Origin of the sequence: Bradyrhizobium sp. 197, from assembly GCF_023073375.1 — a bacterium.
Taxonomy (GTDB): domain Bacteria; phylum Pseudomonadota; class Alphaproteobacteria; order Rhizobiales; family Xanthobacteraceae; genus Bradyrhizobium.
The window spans coordinates 88,469-114,744 of the sequence record NZ_JADPJJ010000121.1; the positions used below are offsets into that span (position 1 = coordinate 88,469).

10 protein-coding genes and 4 pseudogenes are annotated in these 26,276 nt (G+C 58.5%); 8 read left to right on the forward strand and 6 right to left on the reverse strand.

Translation table 11 applies throughout. The features are described 5' to 3' along the window. Positions 1–210: 210 nt before the first annotated feature. The 4 genes from IVB27_RS27960 (at position 211) to IVB27_RS27975 (ending at position 6,134) form a co-directional block, all read left to right on the forward strand. Entirely contained in the window at positions 211–537 is a 327-nt protein-coding gene (locus IVB27_RS27960; RefSeq protein ID WP_247342255.1) for a GcrA family cell cycle regulator, read from the forward strand. A gap of 1,139 nt (positions 538–1,676) precedes the next feature. Further along, entirely contained in the window at positions 1,677–3,008 is a 1,332-nt protein-coding gene (gene hemN, locus IVB27_RS27965) for an oxygen-independent coproporphyrinogen III oxidase (protein ID WP_247342258.1), read from the forward strand. A gap of 195 nt (positions 3,009–3,203) precedes the next feature. Then, entirely contained in the window at positions 3,204–3,392 is a 189-nt protein-coding gene (locus IVB27_RS27970; RefSeq protein WP_247342263.1) for a hypothetical protein, read from the forward strand. A 1,482-nt stretch (positions 3,393–4,874) separates the two neighbouring features. After that, positions 4,875–6,134, forward strand: coding sequence for a carbohydrate porin (locus tag IVB27_RS27975; protein ID WP_247342268.1), 1,260 nt, complete (start codon positions 4,875–4,877; stop codon positions 6,132–6,134). Between the two features lie 782 nt (positions 6,135–6,916). On the opposite strand, the gene IVB27_RS27980 is transcribed toward IVB27_RS27975, so the two are convergent. Continuing rightward, positions 6,917–7,846, reverse strand: coding sequence for a TauD/TfdA dioxygenase family protein (locus tag IVB27_RS27980; RefSeq protein ID WP_247446198.1), 930 nt, complete (start codon positions 7,844–7,846; stop codon positions 6,917–6,919). A 406-nt stretch (positions 7,847–8,252) separates the two neighbouring features. Further along, entirely contained in the window at positions 8,253–9,500 is a 1,248-nt protein-coding gene (locus tag IVB27_RS27985) for a pectate lyase family protein (RefSeq protein ID WP_247446199.1), read from the reverse strand. A gap of 360 nt (positions 9,501–9,860) precedes the next feature. Here IVB27_RS27985 and IVB27_RS27990 point away from each other — a divergent pair. The 3 pseudogenes from IVB27_RS27990 to IVB27_RS28000 all read left to right on the forward strand — a co-directional run. Further along, positions 9,861–10,472, forward strand: a pseudogene (locus IVB27_RS27990) (DDE-type integrase/transposase/recombinase); the annotation flags it as partial. 117 nt (positions 10,473–10,589) lie between these two features. After that, positions 10,590–11,720 (forward strand): annotated as a pseudogene (locus IVB27_RS27995) (IS3 family transposase). A 168-nt stretch (positions 11,721–11,888) separates the two neighbouring features. After that, positions 11,889–12,077, forward strand: a pseudogene (locus IVB27_RS28000) (transposase); the annotation flags it as partial. A 278-nt stretch (positions 12,078–12,355) separates the two neighbouring features. Here IVB27_RS28000 and IVB27_RS28005 read toward each other — a convergent pair. From IVB27_RS28005 to IVB27_RS28015, 3 genes and pseudogenes are all read right to left on the reverse strand, one after another. Further along, positions 12,356–15,511, reverse strand: a complete 3,156-nt coding sequence (locus IVB27_RS28005; RefSeq protein WP_524536522.1) for a Ulp1 family isopeptidase — start codon at positions 15,509–15,511, stop codon at positions 12,356–12,358. A gap of 634 nt (positions 15,512–16,145) precedes the next feature. Then, positions 16,146–16,514, reverse strand: coding sequence for a hypothetical protein (locus tag IVB27_RS28010; RefSeq protein WP_026233973.1), 369 nt, complete (start codon positions 16,512–16,514; stop codon positions 16,146–16,148). 90 nt (positions 16,515–16,604) lie between these two features. Beyond that, positions 16,605–17,023: pseudogene (locus IVB27_RS28015) on the reverse strand (IS5 family transposase); the annotation flags it as partial. A 753-nt stretch (positions 17,024–17,776) separates the two neighbouring features. Here IVB27_RS28015 and IVB27_RS28020 point away from each other — a divergent pair. Continuing rightward, positions 17,777–18,421, forward strand: a complete 645-nt coding sequence (locus IVB27_RS28020; protein ID WP_247342287.1) for an FMN-binding negative transcriptional regulator — start codon at positions 17,777–17,779, stop codon at positions 18,419–18,421. 742 nt (positions 18,422–19,163) lie between these two features. On the opposite strand, the gene IVB27_RS28025 is transcribed toward IVB27_RS28020, so the two are convergent. Beyond that, a complete protein-coding gene (locus IVB27_RS28025; protein WP_247446200.1) occupies positions 19,164–24,731 on the reverse strand; it encodes a trifunctional serine/threonine-protein kinase/ATP-binding protein/sensor histidine kinase in 5,568 nt (1,855 codons plus the stop codon). Positions 24,732–26,276: the final 1,545 nt, after the last annotated feature.

The following is a 26,276-nucleotide window of genomic DNA, read 5'->3' on the forward strand; positions in this document are numbered from 1 at the left end:
ACTCGACTACTTATATTGCGCGAGCAGGTGGGACCCTAATCACGGTAGGGACTAACAAGAGAGCGCGGTGTGCCAAGGACACTCGTTTTTCCTTACTCGCGATGCGGGCTTTCGTAGAATGAATGAACAGGAGACCAAACCGGCGATCGTGCGCGAGCCGGACGAAGAGTAAACTAACCTGACGTCACAACTGGCACTAAAGTATCGTCCATGCGCTGGAATAGAAGAGAATTGGCACAGCTGGAAAAGCTCTGGGCCGCGGGACAGAGTGCCGCGCAGATCGCGCGTCATCTCGAGTGCAGTCGCAACGCAGTTTGCGGCAGGCTAGCTCGGTTGGGCCTCACTCGAGGTCACAAGCCACCAACAGCAAAACCCAAGATTAGACCCGCCCCGAAGCGAGGGCCGACGGCGATGGCGGCTGGTCGCGATTGCGTCGGAAAGAAGCTGTCGCAAAAGGCGCTAGATAGCCAGCCTCAGGAAATGAGCAAGCGGCAGCTTTACGCGATGCTAGCTGAGGCAGTCAGGAATCCCGCGTAGAACTATCAGGCGCACCGCGATCTCCCGGGCTATGCGCCGTACTTGGTCCATTCGGACGATTTGCTTGTTGGTTTACGCGCTTTGTGGCTATGGGACGAACAGTGGCGTCGAGTAGAATGTTCGCGGCGGAGGCTCGATCGTAGGTCGATTCATCCAATCTCAAGAGGCTGGATGCACTGAATTTGAAGAATGCGTTCTGGTTCTTGAGCCTCAGTTTCGGCTATGCGTCTTCGGGGAAGCGCCGACGTCCTGGTTTGCGCCGGTGTTTGGAAGTTTCTGCACACGCCGTGCCCGACGATGTACACGAGCTCGGGTGAAGCCGCTTGACCGTGAGCCTGTCCGGATGGAACCTCCGACAGGTACCGCCCCGGCGTCGGTGACAAGCTCAGCCTTGGAGCAACTTCACGGACCGCCGAGCTCTCGATATATTGTCTGACGTCGGTCAAAAAAAATAAACCCCTGCAGTGCCCAGACACACGAAGGCGACCACCACCCACCATAGATGCCTTGACGATCTGTGCAAAACCGGTGGCAAGTCTGAAACGGCTGTTCAATTGCATCGATCACGTCTCGCTCGCCTACCCGGTCATTACTTTTTCCATACCACCTCGAGAACACACTCACGCCAACAGCCGTGGCGCCGCGCGACACCGACGATCCGCGCATTGGTGAAGTTCGACTACGTACCGGGATGTCCCCGAGCCGGCGCAGGATCCCTGGGTGGATGGGGAATACGCCAGGCAGAAGTCAACTACCAAACCTGGTCAGTTGATGAAGATTGCGAGGCGATGTATCAATTTTGTTCGATGAACCTCGCAAGAGTCAGGTCGTGGAGCAGTTCGAGCTCTAGCAGCGTCAACGGCCCCGGTGGATGTCTCGTTGGCGAACGTCGGAGATTAGCGAAGCGGAGTTGAATCTGGGGCTCCGCCGTGGCCGTGTTGATTCGAGTATCTCGCCTGCAGCAGTTGTTCTCTGTCTTCGAGAGGAACGGCTTGCTATCCCACACCGCGTTTCGTCAGCAGATCGGCCGTCACGCAAGCTTCCAATTGTCTAGCGACATTCCGGATTACTATCGGCAAAACGGAATGCAAAAGACTTCGCTTGCGACCACAAACTTCGTAAACATAGGATAACAATCGTTGCAGACCTCGGTCCTGGAAAAGTATTGCGATGCTCGCCTTCCTTGGTACACCATCTATCCAACTGTAGCCCAGTTCTCCACGGTGGTCGGCGCCGAAGCCTCTGAGAAATGGCTGCAGCGCCTGCCGGTTAATGAGTCCGTGTCGCTCTATTTCCACGTTCCGTTCTGTCGATCGATTTGCTGGTATTGCGGCTTCGCTCGAAGCATCACTCGCCGGGATTCACCCATCCTAGAATATTTGGCGGTTCTTCGTAAGGAGATCGAGTTGGTCGCGGCGCAGGTGCCGCAACGGCTGCCTGTGAGCGACGTGCACTTCGGCGGTGGAACGCCGACCCTCATCGAGCCCGCGCAGTTCGGGGTACTGATGGAACTTCTGCGCCGCCGCTTTGCGGTTTCGAAAACGGCCGCCATCGCTGTTGAGATCGACCCGCGCACGTTCACGCTCGCCACATCCGAAGCGTTAGCGGCTGCCGGCGTGAACCGCGCGAGCCTGGGCGTCCAGAGCTTCGATCCAATTGTTCAAAAGGCCATTAACCGCGTTCAGAGTGAGGCACAAACAGAGCGCGCTGTCGAAATGCTGCGGCAGCATGGAGTAATCCGCATCAACTTCGACCTCATCTACGGTCTGCCAAATCAGACGGTGCAGTCCTGCGTTCAGACCGCGACTACGGCGGTGGCCATGCGACCAGACCGGCTTGCGGTATTCGGCTACGCGCACGTTCCTTCCTTTAAGAAGAATCAGCGCCTGATCGACGAGGCAACGCTGCCAGACAGCCCTGCCCGTGCAGAACAGGCCGCGGCGATGGCCAATACACTGCTTGCTGCGGGCTACCGCCAAATCGGACTCGACCATTTCGCCTTGCCGGACGATGAGCTCGCGCTGACTCAGAAAGCCGGTCGCCTGCGGCGGAACTCACTGGGTTACTCGGCCGACACCTGCCATAAAGTCATCGGCTTCGGCCCGTCGGCGATCGGCCGCCTTGGCGACGGTTACGTCCAGAACGAAGTTGCAGCGGGTTCTTACAGCGGCCAAATCAAAGCCGGCCGTCTGGCGACGGCAAAGGGTTACTCTCTCAGCCTCGAAGACCACGTCCGGGCCGCAATCATCGAGCGGCTGATGTGCGATTTCGAGGTCGACGTGCCGGCAATTTGCATTACTCATGGATTTGACCCGGTCCCGTTCCTCGGTTCACCCCGCTTGGCAATGCTCGTCGAGGATGGGATCGTGGAGGTGGAAAAGGGATTCATCCGCGTGAGGCAGGAGCATCGTTTTTTAGCTCGCGCTGTGGCGGCCGCATTCGATGCTTATCTTGGCGCGCCGCTCTGTTAAGACCAGCCAACGAGCGCTAATCGTATGAACGCATTACGTTCCGTCACGCGCCCAGAAGCCCGGGTAACGAATTTCGCTCACCTGGTGCACTCACGTACAGCGCCAAATTCATAAAGGACTCCGTGTGCAGCTGCGCGACGAGAGCCGACCCGGCCCTAGCCGCGAAGAGCAGCTAGGCGAGTTGGCTGCCGGGAATTGGACGTTCCCGACTGCAACGCTGTCCGCTCAAACGGCGCGACCGACAAAGTTCATCACATCACCACCATTGCCCGTGTGGCCGCGGACCTCGACCGGGACGACGACTGGCTGCGGGACGTCGCCAACAAAATGGCGATCGAGGACGGCTTCATCTGGGTCTACCGCGTCGGAGAAGATGAGATCTAGGCGTTCAGCGACTTCGGTATCGAAAACCTGATCGAGTTCGTCCGGATGTACGAAGATATCTCGACCTGGCTCAAGCGCTGGCAGCCCGGGATACCGCAATCAGCCTGCGGTCTACGCTGGATACGAACTCCCAGCAAAGAGGAGCGCTTCGTGGATGCACGACGGATCGTATTGATGTGCATGCTCGCCGCTCGACCGGGATCGCTACGGACCGCCGCGTGCAATCCAGAGCAGCAACTGGTCGACGCGATGAGCTAGACCAAAGAGCACAAAAGGACCAGCGCCGGCGCGACACGCGCGCAACCGGGATCGAAGCGACCTTCCCGACTTGCCCCCTCGATGCTGCCATACCGGAGTTCATCCCTGACGCCGGGACGGTCCGCGCCGAGCGGCACGATACCTACGATTCGCACAGCGACGGCCGACGTCCCGCGCCCGGTCAACTACCAGACCTAGCAATTGATGGAGATGACGGACACATGCCAGTCAGTGCCGGTGAAACTCGCTCGGGCCACATCAAGGAAGAAGTCGCGATGCGATATAGTTCCGGCAAATCCAATGGAGCTGATGGATGTTCTGTCTGGTCCCGCAGCTATCAAAACGCCTCCAATCGCGCTCTCCATCTTCCCATGAGAGCCAATCAAGGCCTTGTGCCGGCCTCAGCGAGCTTACGGGCGTCAAAAGATGTTAGCCCCTTCTGCTCGCCTGTGCTTCATCCCATGGACCGAGCTGCGGGCGGCGTTTCTCGGGTCCGGCGTGTTGTTATGCGAGCTCAACTACTGGGCGGCTCTCTGTTGAAGAACATTGCTTTTCGTCGTGGCAGCGGATTTGTCGTGAGAATCCCTCGGCTCCGTGCGCCGGCCGCCAATCCTAGCGAACGCTCACATCGAGCAGGCCACTCTCCGTGTCGACATGGTGCAGCAGATGCTTGCATTCGATTAGCGATCGAGCGGCTGGGTTGTGTCGCGCTGGGTACCACCACGTTGGTCAAGCTGCGCCAGCAGGGTGATAGCGCGGAAGGCTGAGCGGGTCTCGTTGGCATAGAGATGCCGCCTGGCCTCAAGCGTCACCTAGACCGCCGAGCACAAGGATCGCGAACCGCTCTAGGCCGTCAGGTGGAAGTGCACTTTATTCAAATCGACGGACGTGGAAATCACTATGCATCGTTGCGGTATAGCGCCAGTATCCATGCGGGCATACTCGGCTGGCGTAGTTGCTTTCATCTCTCGACCAAGTGCGAAGCCAAGAGGGCGTATTCTCCTTTCCCTGATAGCCAGTCTTGCCGGCAGTTCGGCGGCGGCAGAAGGTGGTGATAACTCTGGCCCTAGAAGTCACAGCCCCGATGAGCTCGCTGAGGCAAGAAGCCAAACAATCGCGAATCCGGCAGTAACCTTCCGAAGCGCCCGGCCCAAAGCAGCGGCGCGCCTTTCTGGGAACTCGCTGCCAAAAGCAGCTATGTCTAGTACAACGCCCGACAGTGAGGTGGACACCGCCAAGAGCAGAAGTCAAAAGCAGATTGACCGATTCGCAAAATTCGAGAAGCTCCGCGAAAAAGGTGCGGCGTTCACTGGGCCTGGTCCTGCGGACACGATAGGTCAGGATACAGCTTCTGTCAGATCCGAGCTTTCGGATTTCGGGATTGGATTCGCTGGCTGGACCCTAAACACGTTTGTCAACAATCAAGTCGGTAATGCCACCAGAAGCACCATCGCCAATCAACAATATGTCGGCCAGAATCCGACATTTAGTACGGTCAACTCTATGATCGTGACCTATGACCTCGCTCGGTTTGGAATTCCAGACGGTCAGATCGTCGTGGGATCCGAGCATCAATATTGGACATGGAAGAGCGCCGGGCCAGACCGACTGGGAATCAGTGCAGTTTCCTACTATCAAACGTTGTTCGAAAGGAAGATCGAACTCAAAGTGGGTTACCTCAGGAACCAACATGAGTTTGCGGGTGCCGGAGAAAAAGTTTTTGGACCGTCGTCGAAGATGCTGTTCCAAGCAGGCATGAGCAACAATTGGGCGCCAACGCCGGCTCTTAATCTGAAGTACAATTTTGACGATCGCTTATATAACAAGCTCTCAATCCAGCGCTCGCTTAGTCCAGCCGGTCAATATACGCATGTAAGCGAAAATCCCACTGGCTTGAACTGGAGCACGCGCGACGCGGGCATTCTTTTGCTTGATGAAGTTTGCTATAAGAACAAGCCTACTCCCGGCGTACCCGAGACTTGGCTGCGGGCTGGCGTGGGCTTTAACAACAGCAGCTACACGGACCTACAGCATCCGACGCAACCGACGGCCAAGGCGAACAGCGTCTACTATGTAGCTGCGGATAGGCAATTCTGGCAGTCTGCCGTCCATGGCTCGGCATCTCGCGGAATCTATGGCGGGTTCTCTGTGATGTACGCTCCGCCTGACCTAAATAGGGCTAGTCAGTACTACGAGCTTCGCCTGTATGCGAAGGGCCTGTTTGACAGCCGGCCCACTGATCAGATGAGTCTTGTTGTCAACAACACCATCTGGAGCCATTTCGCGGTGGACGCTGCATTGGCGAAAGAGCAGCTGGCGCACCGGGACAGCACAGCAATTTCGGGACTGTATACGGCGCATCTGGCGCCCGGGATATATACAACCGTAGGACTGACGTACATCAATCACCCGACAAGCATTACCTACACGCCGCAAACAGGACACGCCCTGAATATCTTGGTATCTACGTCGGTATTCTTCTAGGCTCTGAGGACTGCGCGGAGCGGCATGTAGTCGATGTCCCACTCGCCCTTTTCAACGGTATGGGCCACCCATCACGGCGATTTTGGTATCCGCTTTGCTCCTGACGCGAAGCCGGGTACCGCGTAAATTGAGCCTTGATATCCAACGTAGCATGCTGTTGGGAATGGTAGGTTAGAGCCTTTGCTGCTTCGGTCTACGAGCGATAGGCCGACGTCGTACTTGCGCAAGAGCTATACCCTCCGGCCGCGGAATGATCTCCCAGGCTCATTTGTTCAATCGAGTGCTGAGCTTGCGGCAGCGACATTGCTTTCGGATGATTGCTGGTGCAGCTCGTCAGAATCGCGCCCGAGCTCGTACTCTGCCATGACAGGCCGAAATCGTGCCCTCGGAGCTTAGTTCACGCCGAAGAGGTGTGGTAAGCGGAACCGCGACACAGATGCCAAAGCTACCCAACTACGGCAATCGCTATATCTGTCCGACGGTCGTGGCGCTGGCCGAAAGGCAATGCGCGAGCTCGGCGGACACGTGCCCCCCTTCGGCGGCAAATCGACCGGACGCGGCCGGATGACTTGCGCCACTCGAATGCTGACTCATTTTCGTCGGTCGAGACGAGCTTTAGCATCTTACTCCAGCAAGGAGGTCGCCTCCCGAGTCTGCGGCGCGTTAGCCCTCCCATCCAATTGTGCGTGGCGTTCTGCTGGGTTCACTTCTCTTCTCAAACATCTATTCGCGCGAACATGCGATAAGAGCAGTGCATGATCGGTGAATTTTGCCGAGCCTTGCTAGGCAACCTTCGTGGACGGGTGCTTCGTCGTCTTGAGGCGCGTTACACTGCTTCGACCTTCGACGCTGACGGGCGCGTCACCATCGATTGTGGCACGATGAACGACGCGATGCTGGTCACCGTAATCGTTGACCGCATAATGCTGCGTTGCGCGGTTATCCCAGATCGCGACATCGCCTTCTTTCCAGCTCCAACGTACGGTGTTTTCGGGTGCCGTGATATGAGACTGGAATAGATCAAACAGCTTCTGACCGTCGCGTTTTGGGATACCAATAAACCTTTGCACCAGATCGCCGAGCACCAGGGCGCGCTCGCTGGTCTCGGGATGTACACGGACCACCGGGTGCTCCGTCTCATAGATCGTTTTGGTAAAGACCTCATCAAAATGCTTCTGGTCGATTTCGCGAACACGGCAGGTCCCAGCGTAGTCGAAGGCGTTGCTGTGAACGGTCCAGAGTTCGTCGGCAAGCCGTTGGAGCGGCCGCGGCAGATCCAGATAGGCGGCCACAGCGTTCGACCAAATCGTATCGCCACCGGACGATGGGACCACAATGGCTCGCAGCACCGCAAGTCTAGGATACGCCGCGAGAAAGGTTCCATCGGCGTGCCATACATCGGCCCGGCTACCTCCGCGCGCGGAATCAAGCTCGATGATCGAGGCCGTTCCATTGACCGTACCGAGTGTCGGATGCGGCACCAGCCTTCCCAAACAAGCAGCAAATCGCTCCTGCTCCGCGTCATCAAGATGCCCCTGATCGCGGAAGAAGATCACCTTGTGTTCGAGCAGCAAGCTGGTGATCTCAGCGATGGTTTGGCTCGGTAAATCACCCGAGAGCTTAATATTTCCGATTTCAACACCGATGCGCGCTGCGCGCTTGACGACGTCGGTCAGTGGAATGACCCTCTCGGTCGAAGCCGTTTGTTTCATTGCGAATATTTCCAAGCTTTGCGGATTCTTCAAGCGGACTAGGGCGCGTGTGACTAGGTTTCGTAGGCGAGCCTCGCGCTACGGGTACTCTCGAGCAAGCACCATGCCAGTTGGAAAACGGAGCTGTGAACGTCCCTCAGGTACGGGACCGGGTTTGAGTCGAACAGTTTGCCAGGAACTCGATGCCACCCCCCACCCTCTTTCCAACCCACCCGGGCCGGCGGCGAAAGGTATAGGGCGCATAGTCGATAGAAAATGTACCGCTCGGCACTCGAAGAGAAAGGCCATACGGTCCTCGTGCAACGTCGGGCAGCCAGCCTTGCGCGCTGTTCTCGTCCAGTATGCGCACTCCGCTTAACAGTTTGCGGCAATCGGCCAGTCTCGAGCCGCCTCTGCGAACGGACCATCACCGGCTCTCAAGGTGTCCGGGACCTGCCTTGGCCGTGATCACTGCCGAAACAGCATCGGCTGGAAATGGAAGAGGAATAGATGACCCTGGAAGAGCTCCAAACGATTGAACTACGGCTTCATCCAGGCGAAAGCCATTGATCCGCGGCACTGGGCTCGCGATGTTCTCGATGCACCGACGTCCGAGCACGGTAAGGCAGATGTTCTGCACGGTCCGGCTGGATTTGCCCAACAAGCCAAAGATATGTCCACTACCAGTCTTTACAGGTGTTTCAATGTTGTCAAAGTAGTTGCCCTCGATCAGCACTTGCACAGATGGTCCAGCATCCACTGCATGGAAGAATCCGCCGCTCTGTTGCGCATTCGTGTTGTGGAAGTAATTGTTGAGGAGATGAATAATAGCCTGGGCACCGTCAATGTGCGGCGCCCGCCCTGAGATCTCATGGAAATAGTTATTTGCGATGGTGATCGTCTGCGGGACACCAAGAAAAAGGAGATTCCAATAGTGCTCCCCGTTACAATAGGAGGAATAGGTATCGCTGCCATCGAAGTCGTTCCAGGAAATCGTAATATTCGTCGTAGGGCCAAGGCCGCCGGCAATCATCTGCCGCCCGATATTATGAAACCGGTTGTGATCGATCCAAACCAGGTCGGCTCGTGCAATTGCAATAGCATCGCCGGCAAATATCATGCCTTGATTGATATCACTGATGGTCAGGTTGCGAATAACGACGTTGCTGACCCCATTTAGGCGCAGCCCCTTCCCTTTGATTGTCGCGCTCGGGCCAACGCCGATCACCGTCTTGTTTGAGCCAATCTCCAGCGGGTGCTTGCCGGCCCTGTCGAAGCCGACCAATGTCTTCTCCTTGCCGTCGCAATGCGCATCGTTGCCATCTATAAGGAGAAGGGACTCACTTTTATACGGTGCCGAACAAGCACGGCCGTGTTGGCAACCCTGCCCCTCGCCTTGCCCTTCCGTACCGGTAAAGTCTATGGTTCCGGCTACCTGAATCTCGCGCGGACTATTGTCATTGCAGCGCCCGAAGCTGTACGAACGACACAACTCATACTTCAGAGCTTTGGTTGATCTGACCTGAACTACCTCGCCTCCAAGGCCGCCCGTCGCTGCAGAGCCAAAGCCATTGAGGGCTTCCGATCGCACATAGTTCGATCCGAGCACGGAAGAGACGCCGACGACGACAGCAAGTCCACCGAGCACGCGCAACGACCGTTTGATGTGCTTCATCGTGTCCCTCATAGGCATGTGCTCTCTTTTACCCGGAAAAGCCGCACGAGGACTTGAACTCTCGAACTCAAATGCTGAACTGGAATAGGCCATCAGCATCCGGCGTTAACGCCATCAGATCGTCCTCAATAAGGCAGGATCGGAATATCGGAACCATGCTACGCAACAGGTGCAGCCGCACGCTCCGCACCAGCTGTGATGGATCTGGGTAGCCATTGAGCCAATCACGGCCGATGAGAGCAGCGGTCGACCTTCGAGAGCCCCGTCAGAGGAATACTGTGGGGTGCAACACGTCTGGCCTAGGAGTTTAGTCCCAAGTTTTGATGGTGCATTCTTATCGCACGATTCGAAGGATGCGCTATGGGACAAGTTTTACACGGCTGCGCCACGACGACGGAGGCGGTCCGTCGAGCAATACAAAATAGTCAAGAGAGCCTGAGAGTGCTCGCCAAGCGCTACGGGATCAACCAGAAGACTGTCGCGAAGTGGAGGGAGCGCGAGACCGTCGCCGATCTCCCGACAGGCCCCAAAGAAGCCAAATCGACCGTGCTTTCCATCGAGGAGGAGGCGATCATCGTCGCTTTCCGGCGGCATACGCTATTGCCGCTCGACGATTGCCTCTATGCGCTCCAGCCGACCATCCCGCATCTGACGCGATCATCCCTGCATCGCTGTCTCCAGCGCCACGGGATCAGCCGATTGCCGGAGGTCGGAGGCAGCAAGCCTCCGAAGAAAAAATTAGAGGCTTATCCGATCGGCTATTTCCACATCGACATTGCTGAGCTCCAGACCGCTGAAGGCAAGCTCTACCTCTATGTCGCTATCGATCGCACCAGCAAAGTCGCCTTCGTGCAACTGGTCAGGAAGACGGGAAGGACCTCGGCCTCGACCTTCCTCGAAGCTCTGATCGCGGCTGTCCCCTACAAGATCCACACGGTTCTCACCGACAATGGGATCCAGTTCACTTTCCCCCCGCGCTACGCGGACGGCCCCACGGCAAGAGAGCTGGCTCCGCAAATTCGGACAGTAGCTTGAGTGGATTTTCTGCCTGACAGCGGCGAGGATTCTTGCCGCGAATCAGGAGCGAAGATGACGAAGAAGAGCCGCCGGACGCATTCTCCGGCATTCAAGGCGAAGGTTGCTTTGGCTGCGGTCAAAGGCGACAAGACGCTGGCGGAGCTGGCGCAACTGGTTGATGTTCATCCGAACCAGATCACGATCTGGAAAAACCAGCTCCTGGAAGGCGCCGCCGGCGTGTTTGGGCATGACAAGGCATCGGCCGAGACGCCGGTCGATTTGAAGGCGTTACATGCCAAGATCAGCGAGCTGGCGTTGGAAAACGATTTTTTGTCCGGCGCGCTCACCAAGGCGGGCCTGCTGAGCGCAAAGCGATGATCGACCGCGGTCATGATCTTTCTATCGTGCGCCAGGCGAAGGTCCTGAAGCTGGCTCGCAGCACGGTCTACTATGAACCTCGGCCAGTTTCGGCCGAGGACCTTGCCTTGATGCGTCGGCTCGATGAGCTGCATCTCGATTATCCCTTCGCGGGAGCGCGTATGCTGCGATCGTTGCTGCGGCGGGAGGGCGTATACGCCGGTCGCCGCCACATCGCGACGCTGATGAAGCGCATGGGGATCGAGGCGGTCTATCGTCGCCCGAACACGAGCAAGCCGGCACCGGGTCACAAGATCTACCCGTACCTGTTGCGCGGATTGAAGATCGAGGGGCCCGACCAGGCGTGGGCAATGGAGATCACCTACATTCCGATGCGGCGTGGCTTCGTCTATCTCGCGGCGGTCGTCGATGTGTTCAGCCGACGGGTCCTGGCCCATCGCGTCTCGATCACAATGGAGGCGGCCTTCTGCGTCGAAGCGGTCCAGGAGGCGTTGGCGAAGCACGGCAGGCCCGAGATTTTCAACACGGACCAGGGCAGCCAGGTTCACCCGCCTCGAGTTCACCGATGTGCTGCTGGACGCGAAGATCGCCATCAGCATGGACGGCAAGGGCGCCTGGCGCGACAACGTGTTTGTCGAGCGGCTCTGGCGCACGGTCAAATACGAAGAAGTTTATCTCCGCGCCTACGACAGCGTGTCCGAGGCGCGAGCGTCAATTGCCAAGTATCTGGCCTTCTACAATCAGGGAGGCCCTCACTCGAGCCTTGACGGGCGCACGCCCGACGAGGCTTACTTCGGCACGCAAGCTATGGTGATGGTCGCATGACCGTCGCCGACGATTTTGTCGTCGCTCTGGTCGGGCTACGCCCTCCCGACGCAACGACAAAATCGTAAGGCCCCGCGTTCAGCATAACCCGGCAGGAATCCACTTAAATCCCGCGGGGCGCTGTCCAAACAACCGGGGTCAGCTCTGTCCGCCGCGTCACCAAGACCATCCATCCGCCGCGAGATGAAGCGCCGCGCCGCGGTCGAGCCGGTGATCGGTCACCTCAAGGCCGAACACCGCATGAGCCGCAACCACCTCAAGGGCCGCGCCCGCGACCGAATCAACCCCGTCCTTGCCGCCGCCGGCTTCAACTTCCACCTTTTGCTGCGCTGGTTCGAACGGCTTTTGCGGCCCTGATGCAGAGGCTCCGGTGCATCATCCGCCAGCCGCACTACGCTTGAACCAGCGCGTTGCGGGAAACTTCACGGACGACATCCTACGCCGCATCAGCGCTTTACGCCACGCTCGCCAACCTCTCAGCACGCCGGCGAATAAGACGGGCTAGCTCCGGCTCCGCTCTCGTTGTGAGACACCATCATGCTCTGCGAACGGGCCGATTGCAGACCTTCAATCGGGGCGAAGTTGCACTTCAACCCCTTCAACCAGCTGCGCGCGCTATTCAGTTGAAGCCGACATCAGCCCCTTAGTCGGTTTTGCAATGCCTGCCGGTCGACGACGAGGTTGAGGAGGTTCAGATCTGCCTGCCGTCTTCCCGCGAGCCGTCTGACCAGCTCCCGGGTACCATCGACCACAAAGACACCGCAATCATAGCCGTTCCTCTGCTCGCGTATGAGGGCATCTCGCAAATCGGCTCCCACCCGCGCTGCGAGCGTTTCTGCAGGTCCGGCATTGTATGGCTCTAAGGAGTCGTAGTGATAGGCAACCGGCCTGTCGCGATCGCGGCGATCTACCAGCAGAAACGACCAATGGGAGCCGCGGTCAAGGAGGTCCGTAGCGCTCGCATCACTCACCGGCAAGAACAGGAAGTCGGCCGTATCGTTGCCATTCAGATCGTTGACAATGCGATGGAATGCGTTCAGGGCGTCGCCCTCCGTACCATGGCCCACCTGAAAGGCGATGAGAGGATCGACGAACCGGGTCCGGGCGGCGAGGTTTGGATTGCTTTGCCGCAACTCCTGCGACAGGAGCTCGTAGTCCCGCTGGATATGCGCGTCACCCAGCCATTCCCTGGCTCCGAGCACCCGTCCGCTGCGGTCGCCGGCAGAGGCACTCGCCGTCGAAGCGCCGATCCGGGCATCAGGAACCGAGGATGGGCCAGGGTGATGGATCAGTTGGGCGTCGCGGCGTCCTCGCGGCCCCAATGCGATGGAGTAGGTCTCACCGTTGATAGAGACCGGCTGGGGAGCCATTCGCGAACTCGGCAACAGCATTCTATTGTCCAGTACATCGAGCAGGAAGTCCGGCACCGCCTGTGAGCCATGCTGCCAATCCTCGCCGACGAGATATCCGATCTCCTCGAGCTCTTGCGGCTTGCCTGATGGACCGATGAAGAACGGCGGTCTGCCGGTCGGGCTGAGCACCGGCCTTGACTGGGCGTCGTCACGCATTTCCTGCGGTGTGGACGGCAGATCAGCGAAAGAAGTCAAATCGCGGTAGATGTCTGAGGACCGAGCTGGCGCGCCCTCCGGAGTTGGCCACTCGAAGCCGGACGGCACTCGTGGAGACCAGGTGAAGCTCGAGCCGGCCGGGTCCTGCCAACCGGTCGGTCCAACCGGGCCTTGCGGCGCCGGCCACTCACTTGGATCGAAGTCGGACGGCACGCGCGGGGACCAGGTCGAGCTCGACCTAGCCGGTTCCTGCAAGCCGGCCTGCCCAAACGGACCTAGCAGCGGCGGCCACTCACTTTCGGACGGCGGAGTCGGCAAATCTCGCGCCCAGGTTGAGGTTGAGTTCGACCCAGCCCTCTGCTCAGGGAAGCTCACACCCAGCGCTCTGTTTGCCTCAACGAGTAGCAGATACTGCTTGAGCTTCTTGAGACCCACGCTATCAACTCTCCCTGTGGCTTCCCTGAAAGCCCGGAGGTCTGCGCCCAGCGAGCGCTGCTGCTCACTATTGCCGTTGATTCGACTCGCGATGCTCTCCCTACCCTCTGTGCGGAGCCAATCACTGAACTTGCGTCGGATCGAAGCAGTCTGTTGAATTATTTTTCTTCTCTGTTCGGAAGCTGGGTCGAGGTTTCTCAGCTCTTCGTTAGCCAGGCTCGCGATCAGGCTGGCGTCGTCGTCATAAGCACGAGGTCGTTGTCTGTGTCGCCTGGTCTCGAGACCCAGGTATTGTCGAAAGAGATTGAGTGGGGCGCCCGGCTTTGTGGCTTTCTGGTACGCCGAATGATCTGCGCTCAATGACCGCTGCTGCTCAGCATTGCCCTCGATGCGGTCCATGATGCTCGGCCTGCCCTCTCTTCGAAGCCAATCACTAAAAGAGCGTAGGCTGGACGCCTTCGTCGAAGCGTCGTGTTTCTCCTTGCGAGTCGCGTCGGATCCAAGCTTGGATAGAGCGTCCGTCAAAAAGTCATCGATAATGGAGACGTCCTCCGGATGAGCCGCCAATGTTTGGCGCCCCATCAGGCGGGGCCCGGCGCCGACAGCTTGGAGCCCGTCAGCCCCGATCCTGCGAAGATGAGACAATGCCACGCTGAGGCGATCATCATGATCGCCGCCAGCTTCGACGTACTCGTCGATGTCGACGGCGAGCGACATTGGCTCGTTGAACGCCCGAGGAGCCAGGGGATCCTTGTTCTGCGCTCGGAGCCAACGAGCAAACCCGTTGAGCGCTATCATATTGTTCCTGATCGTATCAGGGGGAACCGTTCCAGTCCCGCGGCCTCTGGTGCCATCGGGAGCAACTCTGTAGCTTTTGACGTTTTCCACGAACTGGCCGATCATCCGCTCGTCCTCGGGGTGCATCGGTTGCGCTCGCGTACCCACCCAGGCTGGGGCGGATATGGGATTTCCAGCCTGGAAATTCTGGAGTGCATTCAAGGCTGGCCCCACATGGTGCCTGCTATTGGCGCTCGCCACCTTATTAAATTCATCTTTATAGGCTGTCAGCAGCTCAGCATTGCCAAGCAGGTCGTTCAGAGTGACGCCTTTGGGTTGGAGGAATTCGCTGAACTTTCGAAGAGCCATCACATAATTATCGATCGTCTTCGCGGTACGGTTCGCGCTGCCCAATGCCGTCTTGAACTCTTCAATCAGCTCCAGGTCTGCCTCGGACGGACGACTGCGCTTTGCAAAGTCCATGCGAAGCTCCGAGGAGACGACATCAAACGCTGGGCCGCCGGACCACTTCTCACGGTGGCTTCCTCCAAAGACTTTGCTTAGTCCTGATTTGACCCGAGAGAACAGTCCACGGGGCTTGTTGTCCTTCGTCCGCGCCGTAGGTTGTTCCTCCGAGGGCGCTGCGTAGCGCATGCTGCTGAATGGCCCCTCCCGCAAGTCAGACCGGTAATTATTTGCAGCCGAACCAAGATGAGCGTGCGGAACATCGACGCTGTGACGCGCGCTGCTGAACGCATTGCTCCGCAGATTGGACCTTGGCGGCATTCGCATCGAACCACCAACGTCCGTACGCTGGATGTTTTCATGCGACCGTGCGGCTGGAGTGTCGGGGGAACTACCCCCCGAACTCTCCTCAGGAGAGCGGAGTTGCAGCTCGCCCAATTGCTGCTCGAAGCCAGCTTGATCCGCCTCTTGCCGCGCACTCTGCAGCTCCTGCAGCTCGGCGTGCCAGCGCATCCAATAGTCCGGATCGTTATAGATCGGTTCCACACCACTCTCCTACTAGATGAGACGACTCTTCAAGCCGCCTGGCAGCGACACCGGCGCGAAAAGCTAGACGTCAAGATCGCCAATTGAACAACAAGGGACCGTTATCGCGCGCGCTCCGAGCTCGTGCATTGCCGCAGAAGAGCGCCCCGGATTCCTGGGCAACAGCTGAGCTATCGCCAAACCTTAAACCAACGAAACCAAATACTCGCACGGTCCAAAAAGCCATGGTGCCGCCTCCCCCCTTCCAGGCAAGAAGGGCATGCGGCCACACCGCGATCGAAACTGGGCCGCCCCATTGCTGTTGGAAGGCGTCCGGGGTTTGAGAAGTTCCCTTGCAAACTCTCTTCGTCTTCAGTTCAATGTCCTCACATTAGCTACAACCAGCCGGCCGTGCCTGCACAATCAATACTCAAACGCACCTGCGCTCTTAGGACATTGAAGCCTCTCCTTCCGATCATGAAGCTTCACCGCATGTATGATTCGGACTGTACAACCTGACGCTACGTAGACTTCAACCCCGATCGCAGAGCCGGCTCCGGAAATGAGCTATCGCCAAATTTTGGTGACGGACGGGCCGGTCATGCGGCGGCGGTTTTGGGCTGACGGTCGGTCGGCTTGGCGATGCAGCACCTCCTCAGGGCTGAGAATGAAGGCCAGTGTCTTTGGCGCCTTTGGCGCACTGAATGATCTGGTCGAAATCCCAATCGAGGCCGAGCGTGGCGCGGTAGAGAAATCGAAGCGCCGCGACGGTCACTTGCACCGAGCGTGGCGCCAGCTTCTTCTCGTTCGTCAAATAGACCGGGTAGGCGTGCCAATCGGTCGGCAAGTCGTCGTCGGCGATCTCGTGTTCGTCTGCCCGCCGCCTGGGCCGGTTTCCATCTTCGGCCTCGAGCGCGGACCCTTTCGGAAGGGATCGTGCGCCGGCGGCGCCGCGCCGCTCATCAAGACTGTCGGTGCGGCCCCGGGTGCACACATCGAGATCGGCGCCGCCGTCGCGATCCATGGCGTGCTGCTGCCCCGATCCCGCCTCAGCCCGTCGACGCTCAGGGACGACCGCTTTCGCCTTGGGCGGGTAATCGTCGTTCCGCCTGGCATCGCTCAGCGCATGGAGTTTTGTCGTGCGGCCGCCTCGCGAGCGGCCGATTGCTTGATTGTGCTCCCCCCTTTTCCGCCGGAGGCACACCGGTGAGCTTTAATCGAGGTCGAGTCGAGCGAAAGCGCGACGGCATCTTTGCCGGGCTTGGCCAGCGCTTCAAAGATCGCGCACCATCGTCCGCGCTTTGCCCAACGATTGAAGCGATTGTAGATCGTCGTGTAAGGCCCGTATTCAGGGGGACAATCGCGCCACCGCGCACCCGATTGCAGCATCTGAATGAAGCCGCTGATAATGCGCCGATCGTCGTCCCGATCCGGTCCGGTCAGTCCCGTCGGCAGGTGAGGTTCTATCCGCGCCCACTGCTTATCATTCAACCAAAACAGGCCGCCACGCATCGCTCGTCCCCGAATCAAAATATGCGGAAGAGAATCACGTGGCGCAAATTAGGTACAGACCCTAGGCTAGGAGGATGGGCCGTCGCTCTTGACGTGCTGGACCGGCGGGAGGCGCTTGAGCTCTTCGCCATTTTCGACCAGCACCAGAACGCGTGGTGCATTCGCATCCCGCGGGAAACAGATAGGCGGCGCGGCTGGGATCCTCGTCATCCTGGATTGCACGTCGGATGTTAGGCCCCTGTCTGCGATATAGGTGGGCCAGATTGGGCCTGTATGTCGCGTGCCAGACACATCTCACAGACGGACGCCTCTTATCGACTTCTTGACCGGCGATCATCACGCCGCCGGAATGGCCAAGATTTCCTTGCTTTTGATATGTCCGTCCAGTGCCGGCGCGGATCTAGCACAACCAGTCACCGCCAACCTGCGACTCGCGGCGCGGCGAGCTGATGCGGCAAGGGCTCAGCCGCAACTCTGGCGTCCCACTCATAGCTCTAAGGTGAAGCTGCTCATGTGCTGCAGTCATCGGCACGAAGAGCCGAATTCGTCTGCAGGCGGTCCGTGGAAGGCAACGGCTGGCCAGCGTGCAAACGCACCCTCCGATCTGCACCTGCACCTTTGACTCATCATAGGCTTACTGGCCCAGGGGCCTAGAGCGCGGAGGAATGAAAATACCCACCAAAACTGATCGTTTCTGTGATCCGACACGAGGCGTACCCTAGTCCGAATCATGAGTCGCCCGGCTTTCCGTCGGGCTGCCGGGGAGCTTCGTCGATGTACACGCCGCGCTCCTTCCAAGTTGTCGATATCACCGACGTTCATCGGACGATGCGCGAGGCACGCACGGCGACACTGATCACCGCTACTCACGAAGGGCTTGTTGGAACGATGCTGCCCGTAGTACTCGACGAGCGCGAAGGCTCCATGGGCACGATTTACGCCCACGTGGCGCGTGCGAATCCGCAGTGGAAGCTGACACCGGCTGGCGAGGCGATGGCCATTTTCGCTGGGCCGGAGGCCTATGTCAGCCCCTCCTGGTACGTGACCAAGCACGAGAGAGGCGAGGCCGTACCGACGTGGAACTATGTCGCTGTGCATGCCTACGGGCCGATCGAATTCTTCGATGATGCCGATCGGCTGCGAAAGGTGGTCACGCGGCTGACCGATGTGCATGAGCGCTCGGGCAAAGACCGCTGGGCGGTGTCTGACGCCCCTGCCGATTTCATCAAAACGGAGCTGAAGGGGATTGTCGGCCTGCGATTGCAAATTACACGGTTGGATGGGACGCGGAAGATGAGCCAGAACCGCAACGCGGCGGATCGCGCCGGCGTCATCGAGGGGTTATCAAAGAGCGACCGTGACGAAGACCGTCGTGTGGCTCACCTCATTGCGATGACGAACCCGAACGACGTATTGTGAACGACGCGGTACCACCTGCATTTCTCCATATCCTCGACTGCTCTCCTTCTGCACAGCGATGCGCCGGCAGCGGACGGTTCCTGCTCGCGGCAGGTGCTTTTCACAGAGCAGAGAAAACCATACAGGACGCCATCGCTTGCGCGTCAGCTATTGCAACCGCCAACAGCGGCGCGCGGCCCCGAGGCCAACTCCGGAGAAGAAGAGCGGTACCTCGGTTGCAATCCGAGGTGCGCTTCGGGGCGCATGACAGAATGCTCTGCATTGAGATCGGATTCAAGTGGGCTGCCCCGGCTCCACGGTTCTCAAAGCAAGCGGTTTCGAAACCAGTTTAGTACGGAATGTTGCCATGGGCCGAACTGATCACCCACACTGAAGATCTGCACTGCCACAGGCGACGGTTGCATGCATTAAGTTAAATCATGTCGCCCTCCCGACTCAAACAAAAGATGCTTTGGAGGGCGATTGCCGTCATTCTCTCGAACACTGCGTGTGCAGCTTTCGTCTTATTCCGCTTGACGCCCTGCAAGCCTCTGAGACTTGCAGGAAGCCCTCAAAGCGTCTTGAATCCGACGTTAGGGTCAGATTGCAGATCTTCTGACAATTCGCGACAATCTGCGCACGCTCCAACACTCCCCGATGGGCAGTAAGAAACGCGAATGTCTCAAATCCTCGAGGTCTCGCCGTTGCTTCTGTCACGATGATCGGGGCTCCCGGAGCGCCCTGCTCGATGTCGAATTCGAGCCTAAGACGTTGAAGAGACCTGTTCCGACCGATCCACGCCCTCCGGCGCAACCGGCATGCTGAACTGAAAGACGGCCCCGCGAGGATCATTGGCGCCCGCCCACATCCGGCCTCCGTGCGCCTCAATAATAGAATGGCAAATGGCCAGCCCCATGCCCATGCCTTCGGACTTGGTGGTGTAAAACGCATCGAACACGCGGTCAGCGCAGTTCGGATCGAGTCCTGGACCCGTATCCCGAAAAGTGACCACTACGTTATTCGAGTCATCTGTCCGCGCACTGATCAGTAACTCGCGATCACTTTCGTTGATCTCGCTCATGGCCTCGATGGCGTTCGTGATCAAATTGAGAATCACCTGCCGCACCTGGACGCGATCTGCCCGGACGAGCGGCAACGCCTCAGTCCGTCGCGTTTGCACCCATACATCATTTTTCGCAAGTTCCGCGCGAACTAGGCCCAGCACCTCTAAAATCAATTCGTCAATTGCGAGAAGCTCCGTTTGCATAGGAGCCTTATTCATAAGAGCGCGGATCCGGCGGATCACGTTCCCCGCTCGCATACTGTCACGGACAATCAACCCGAAGGTCTGCCGAACTTCTTCCAGATTTGGCGGTTGAGCACCGAGCCAATTTAGCCCCGCCCCCGCATTACTCCTGATCGCGGCAATCGGCTGGTTGACTTCATGGGCGATTGAGGCGGCCAGCTGTCCCATTGTCGTGATCCGATTGGCGTGTGCCAGCCCCATCAGAGTCTCGCGATACCGTCGTTCGCTTTCACGGGCTTCCGCTTCCGCTCTCCTTCGCTCTGTCAGGTCGAGGACGAAGCCAACACCTTGGTCGTCTCGCGCATCGAATACGGCGAGGCCAACTAGCACCGGCACGCGGCTGCCATCCTTGCGGACATACTCTTTCTCGAACTGCTGAACCGCTCCGGTCCTTTTTGCTTCTGTTCCCGCATTCAGTGTACGCTCGTGCCATTCTGGCGGTGTCAGGTCGAGACCGTTCACTCGCCCCGCGACGAGATCCTCTCGGTCGTATCCAACCATCGTGAGAAAGCTTTGATTTGCTTCGATGATCTCGCCTCCTTCGCGAATGATAAATATTCCAATGATGTTAGCGTCAAGTAAGCGCCGGATTTTCGACTCCCGTTGCTGAACTTCGCTGTACAACCGGCTGTTTTCCAGCGCTGTTGCAGCTTGGGAGGCAAGCATTTTAAGTACCGAGTTGCGGGCAGCCGAGAATATGCGCGCGGCGAGATTATTCTCCAGATAAAGTACGCCGATCAGCTTGCCCTGCGTGATCAGTGGCAGGCAAAGAATAGAACGCGCTTTGCGCTCGCGGATATACGGATCTTCCGCAAATGAAGGCTCGGCGACAGCATCTTCGAGAATGACGTTTTCGCGGACACGCAGGACGAAATGCAGCACGGACTCGGGAAGGGCCATCGGCGTTACGGGCTGTTCATTCACCTTTACAAGCAGCGCATCCGCTACCGTTGTGGCTTCCGCCTCGATCCGTGGCTCGCCTCCATGTAGCAGAATCAACAAACCTCGTTCGGCGCCGGCCTGCTCAATGGCAGTCTGCATAAGCGTGTCGATTAGCTTTTGAAGAACAATCTCGCCGGAAATCGCCTGCGACACTTTTGTCACCGTCGCGAGGTCAAGATGCTCAACCGGAGCTCCGATCCGCAGGCCATTCACGGCAGGAGCGGTCTCCTCATGGCTGAGATGGGGATTCAGCTCGTCGAGCTGACGCACTTTGCCATCCGCCCCCCAACGAAGGTAGCCGCGCCGGGCGTCCTGCAGGTAAACCCGGGATATTCTGTCAAAACCACGCGCAGCATAAAAGCGCGCTGCAAGCTCGCAAGCGATTGCCTCGTGGTGGGCGAAACCGTTACGTGCTGCGGTCTGGATTGCGTGTTCATACAGTCGCATTGCGTGTGCATCCCGGTATTCGAGCCTTGCAATTTCAGCGCCGACCAAGGTAGCCCGATTCTCAAAATTTTCGGGGCAATTCGTCGCCCATATCTGCAGCTGTCTGTAATGGGCATCAATGATAAGCCAATGTTGCTGTTGTTCGCTTTCGCCTAGCTTGTCGCAGTAACATGAGTGAGACAGCGCACCAAAGAAGTGAAACTCCGCGATCAAGGGCTCTGTCGGCAGAGTCCATAATTTGGGCTCCGCCTTGGAGCGAGCATCAACAGCCGCAGCATAATCGCCGGCTAGAAATCGCGCCTGAAGTTTGCGGATCCAGTAGACGGTTTCACTAGGTGACAGCTCCAGACTCCGAGCCAACGATCGCTCGACCTCTAGCTCGTCAAACTGTTGGTCATCCAAGCAACCGAATGAGCGCGTGAGGCCGCGCATGCTTCTAATGATTGCGAGCTGAGCGGCTACGGTATCAGCAGCAAACTGAACCTTTCTATCCCGTATCGTAGCAAAGCTTTTCTCTATCTCGTTCTGCACCTCTTTCAGGGGATCTCCGGCCATCATCATATTTGAGGTTAGATGAAGCAAGCTGTACGCCTCATAGATGACATCGCCGCTGCTGACCGCAGCTGCGAGCGCTCGCCGAATCAAAACTCGGCCACCTCTTAGGGGCTTCGTCCACGGGATCACGTTGCACCCGAAGGCCAAATAGACGGGAGCCCGAAAGCGGGAGAACTCACCGCGATCAACCAGGTCGCAAGCAAGACGACCAAATTTGTCAGCTGCTTGGTAGTCGCCGAAGCGCCCGGCCAAGATTCGGCCCAGCCATGCGTAATGGGCGCAAGAAGCATCAGTGTTGCCGTATCCGAGGCTGATGGTGACAGCTCTGCAGATGACCAGAGCGGATAAATTGGCGTCCGTGAAACCTGCGGGCGGAAGAATGCGCGTCAAGACGGCAAGCGTGGCAAGCATGGTCTGATCTGTCATTGCAGGCAACCTAGAAAGATCCTCGATTGCCTCGGGCAGCTGTGACCACATCCGCTGATATTCAGTTAATGTTTCCTGGTCCGTCGGATGCTGCGACCACTCGATCCCGACGTCGTGAAGATATTCGAGCCCTGTGAGCACTGCCCGCCCGTGCTGGCCGAGCGCCAAGTAAAGATCGACCCGCAAGCATGCGACCGTTGCTCGCTGGGGCGCGTTCAAGGCGCGCTTCGACAGTACCGACAGGAGGCTCTCTGCAATGTCCAGCTGGCCTACCAAGAATTCGCATTCAGCCCGGCTTGTCTCCAGTGCAAACGCGAGTTCGTGGCGCCTTCCCCAAGAGTGCTCCGCGAGCAGCGCAGCACCGACGGTGAAATATGTGAGTGCCGAGGCGTAGGCAGCCGACGCCCTGGCACGCTGCCCTGCGACGAAATTCAGCTCTGCGAGCTGCTCACGCTCATGACCGGAGGCAATTAGCGCGACGCCTCGATTGAGTTGGCTGACGATGTCGAAGATAGCCTCTTCGCGTTTGTGCGCAGGAACGTGTGCCGCCAGCAACCGACCGATCCGCAGATGGGCAGGAGCGCGCGAGGATTCCGGCACCAGGAAGTAGGCCGCCTCTTGAACGCGATCATGGAGGAAGCGGTAGGCTGTTCCGTGGCGCGCGATGAGTTCCTGCCGGATCGCCGGCCACAGGGTCGCATGCACCTTCTCCTGCGAAATTTCGAGCACGATCGCAAGCTCCGCCGTCCCGGCGATGTTGCCGAAACAGGCCAGCTGTTGCAGCGCGTCCTGCGTTGCCTCAGGCAGGCGGATGAGCTTGCCGAGCATCAGATCCACGACATTCTTGGTGTACGCTTTTGCGTGAATACGCTCGAGATCCCACCGCCAGCGCGCCGACTCGTGATCGAACGTCAATAGCTGCTCTTCGGCCAGTTCAGAAAGGAATTGAATGGCGAAGAACGGATTACCCATCGTCTTCTGATGCACCAACTTTGCAAGCGGGGCAGCGCGTTTTAGTCCGCAGCGAAGGGTATCCGCGACTAACCGCGCGACATCGTCTGCAGCGAGCGGCGAGAGCGTGATCTCCTCGAAATTTACGTCGGCTCTCCTGAAGGAGTCGAGCTTGCGTTTGAGTGGATGGCCTGCATCAAGTTCGTTGCTGCGGTAAGCTCCAATCAGCAGCAGGTGCAGATCCGACTGCGTCAGGAGATCCTCGATCAAGTCGAGCGTTGCGGCATCATGCCACTGCAAATCGTCGAGGAAGAGCACCAAAGGATGGGTTCGCCGCGCGAACACGCCAATGAAGCGGCGAAGCACCAGCTGGAAACGCATTTGCGCTTGCCGGGCTGGAAGCTCAGCAACTGCGGGCTGCTCGCCAATGATCAGGCTCAGATCGGGGATCAATTCGACCATCAGTCGTCCATTCGTGCCGAGCGCCTCCAGGAGCGCTTGCCGCCAGGTGGCGAGTTCGCCCTCACTTTTGCTGAGAAGAGGACGGACAAGACTCTGAAACGTCTGCACTAGCGTCACATAAGGAACGTCGCGCTTCAGTTGGTCGAATTTGCCTGATACCAACTGCCCGCGCGAGGGCACCAGTGCTTTGTGTAGCTCCTGGACGAGCGAAGACTTACCGACACCGGAATAACCGGCGACGAGCACCAACTTCGGCGCGCCGCTCTTCACCGCGCGATCGAAAGAGGCAAGCAAAACCTCGATCTGAAGGGCTCTGCCATAGAGCTTCTCGGGGATGAGCAGCCGATCAGGTGTGTCGTCTGTGCCGAGCTCAAACGGGTCGATGCGACCGTGGTTGGCCCATGCTGCGAGACAGTGTTGCAGATCGTGCTCAAGGCCAGCGGCAGTCTGGTAGCGTTCCTCGGCGGTTTTCGCGAGGAGTTTCATCACAATCTGAGATATCGGCTCCGGGAGGTTTTGCGACTTCTCGACGGGCGGTGTTGCTTTTCTTGCAATATGACAATGGATCCACTCCGAGGGATCTGAGCCCGTGAACGGCAGCGCGCCGGTCAGCAGCTGGTAGAATGTCACGCCAAGTGAATAGAGATCACTGCGACAATCGACCGAGCGATTCATTCGTCCGGTCTGTTCGGGCGCCATGTAGGGCAGCGAGCCGGCGATGAACTCGGCAGGCTCAGGCGGCACGCGCTCGCGGGAAAGGCGGGAAGCCAGACCAAACCCAGTGAGTCGCACCTGTTCGTCAGGACAATTGACCAGAATGTGAGCGGGTTTCAGCTCCTTGTGGACCAAGCCGTGCCGGTGAAGCCTGCCCACGGCCCTCGCGATACCAACAGCGAGGCGCAGGAAGCGCTTCGGCTCCATACGGATCCCGAGTAAATTTAGCAGTGGCTCGCCGCATGGATCCTCCAGGACCAGCATAGTCCGACCGGCTTCCCGGATGAGTTCCAACGGCCGCACCGCCCATCCCTCGTCTAGCTCCTCCCTCAGCTCGTACTCATGGGCGAGGCGGTCGAGCGTCGCTGGGTGTTCCGCGATGGGCCGCACGACAAGCACGACAGCCCTGCTGCCGTGGATTTGCCGGTGCCACCCACGGCAGAACGCGCGATCACCGTCCTCCCACAGGAGCTGGATGTCACTGTCGATGCTTGAGCCGAACAGAGTTCGGCTGAGGTCCCGCGGCATTTGCCCGCCCGATCAATAAGGACTGAGCAGGAAGCTGACACATATCGGGCGAGCTTGTGAAGAGACTTCGCAAAGGGGCCGGATTACCGATTAAGGCCGCCAAAGAGTGGACGGCGGCACGCCGAGATGCGACTTACACACCGAATACGTGGCCCAAGCGTGTCGATCAAGCCCAATCCTGCGCGCCGGCTGAGCCTGCACAGAATCGGCGGCGGCGCTCTCGCTAGCGCAGTGTGTCGGCGAAGGATTGTATTCGATGGAGTGGGCTCGTGGCCCGTTACCCGACCATGGCGCACTGCCCGACGTGCAGCAGGGCCCGGATCGCTGCTTCCGTTCTAAGACCCGAGGAGAAGCAAGATGCTCGCTCGAGTCGCTGAACATAAACGCCGCAAGGGCGCTCAGGCTAGAAATCCCGGCGACACGAGCGGTGCTGTTTTCGAAATCGACGTTCACTCCTGGCTCCATTGTTGGAATGCGCAATGCAGTCATCGACTCTGAACCACAGCATGAAGGGCAGATCTGAAAGCCAAGTGTGAGCGAAACCGCGCCCATAACTATTCTCTTCATTCCTCCAATGATGGAGCAACTGACCCGCGACAAAGGCACCCCTGATGCTCACCGAGCGCCCGTATAGGCCCTCGCTGATCGGAATGCCGCTCGCTGCCGTTCGCCGCAGGGCAATTGCCGGCCGTGCGAAGCCGATGACCGAGAGAGTTCTCGCTGCTTGAACCGCTGTTCAAGCAAGGCGTAGGCTACCCCAAAACCGGTGAAGAGAATTGCAATTAGAATAAAGTACAGCGGAACGCCTTCTTTGCCGATTCGATAGATCTGCGCCGGCAGCGTACAACCTGACGCTACGAATGACCAAGCCCCCCTTCCTGGCCGGCACGAAGTAGCGGGGAGTCACGACCTACTCTGCCTTGCTGAGCGAGCCTCAGCTTTGCCACGCTGGTTGCTTCATTGGAGGCAGCATCACCACGGATGTACTGGCGATGTGGGGCGAACCCGACGCACTTTCTTGTCGACGGAGTGCGTCGGCTCCCCTTTAATGCTTCTGCCTGGCCCTGGGCCCTTAGCGGATCGATGAGCTACTGGCAGGTCTAACAACACCTTCAGGTTGACCGCTCGGGGCGCGTTTTGTCCTTCCTATGTAGGTCAAGAGCGAACCTTCAAGGTGCCGGGCACGGACCTCTGATGCCCGCAAATTCTGGTGGAAGAATGATTCTTTCGCTGGAGCAGCGGTTGTTTGGCTGGTGCAGGAGAGCAAATGCAACTGCCTTTTGGCGAACCGGTCCGCAGCTGGACACCGAATGGAGTGTGTCCCGCCTCTCCTTCAGATTACGCCGCCTCATGTTGGGGTGCGAGGCTCGTGAAGGAAGCAACGCCACGAACGCACGTGAGCGCCCCTGCAGCAGCTCGAATTCGAGCATCTTTCCTACAAACATGGTAACTGCCCAGGTCCGTTTGCTCGGTTAGGCGACGCTGAGTTTGTGGATGAGTTGTGTGGGGCATCGGGACAATGTTTCGAGCATGTTCCATCCGCGC

Bases quoted from the DNA above. Each gene is read 5' to 3' on its own strand.
- IVB27_RS28025 (WP_247446200.1), bottom strand. From the start codon at position 24,731: ATGCCGCGGGACCTCAGCCGAACTCTGTTCGGCTCAAGCATCGACAGT.
- IVB27_RS27980 (WP_247446198.1), bottom strand. From the start codon at position 7,846: ATGAAACAAACGGCTTCGACCGAGAGGGTCATTCCACTGACCGACGTC.
- IVB27_RS27960 (WP_247342255.1), top strand. From the start codon at position 211: ATGCGCTGGAATAGAAGAGAATTGGCACAGCTGGAAAAGCTCTGGGCC.
- IVB27_RS28020 (WP_247342287.1), top strand. From the start codon at position 17,777: ATGTACACGCCGCGCTCCTTCCAAGTTGTCGATATCACCGACGTTCAT.
- IVB27_RS28010 (WP_026233973.1), bottom strand. From the start codon at position 16,514: ATGGATCGCGACGGCGGCGCCGATCTCGATGTGTGCACCCGGGGCCGC.
- IVB27_RS27985 (WP_247446199.1), bottom strand. From the start codon at position 9,500: ATGAAGCACATCAAACGGTCGTTGCGCGTGCTCGGTGGACTTGCTGTC.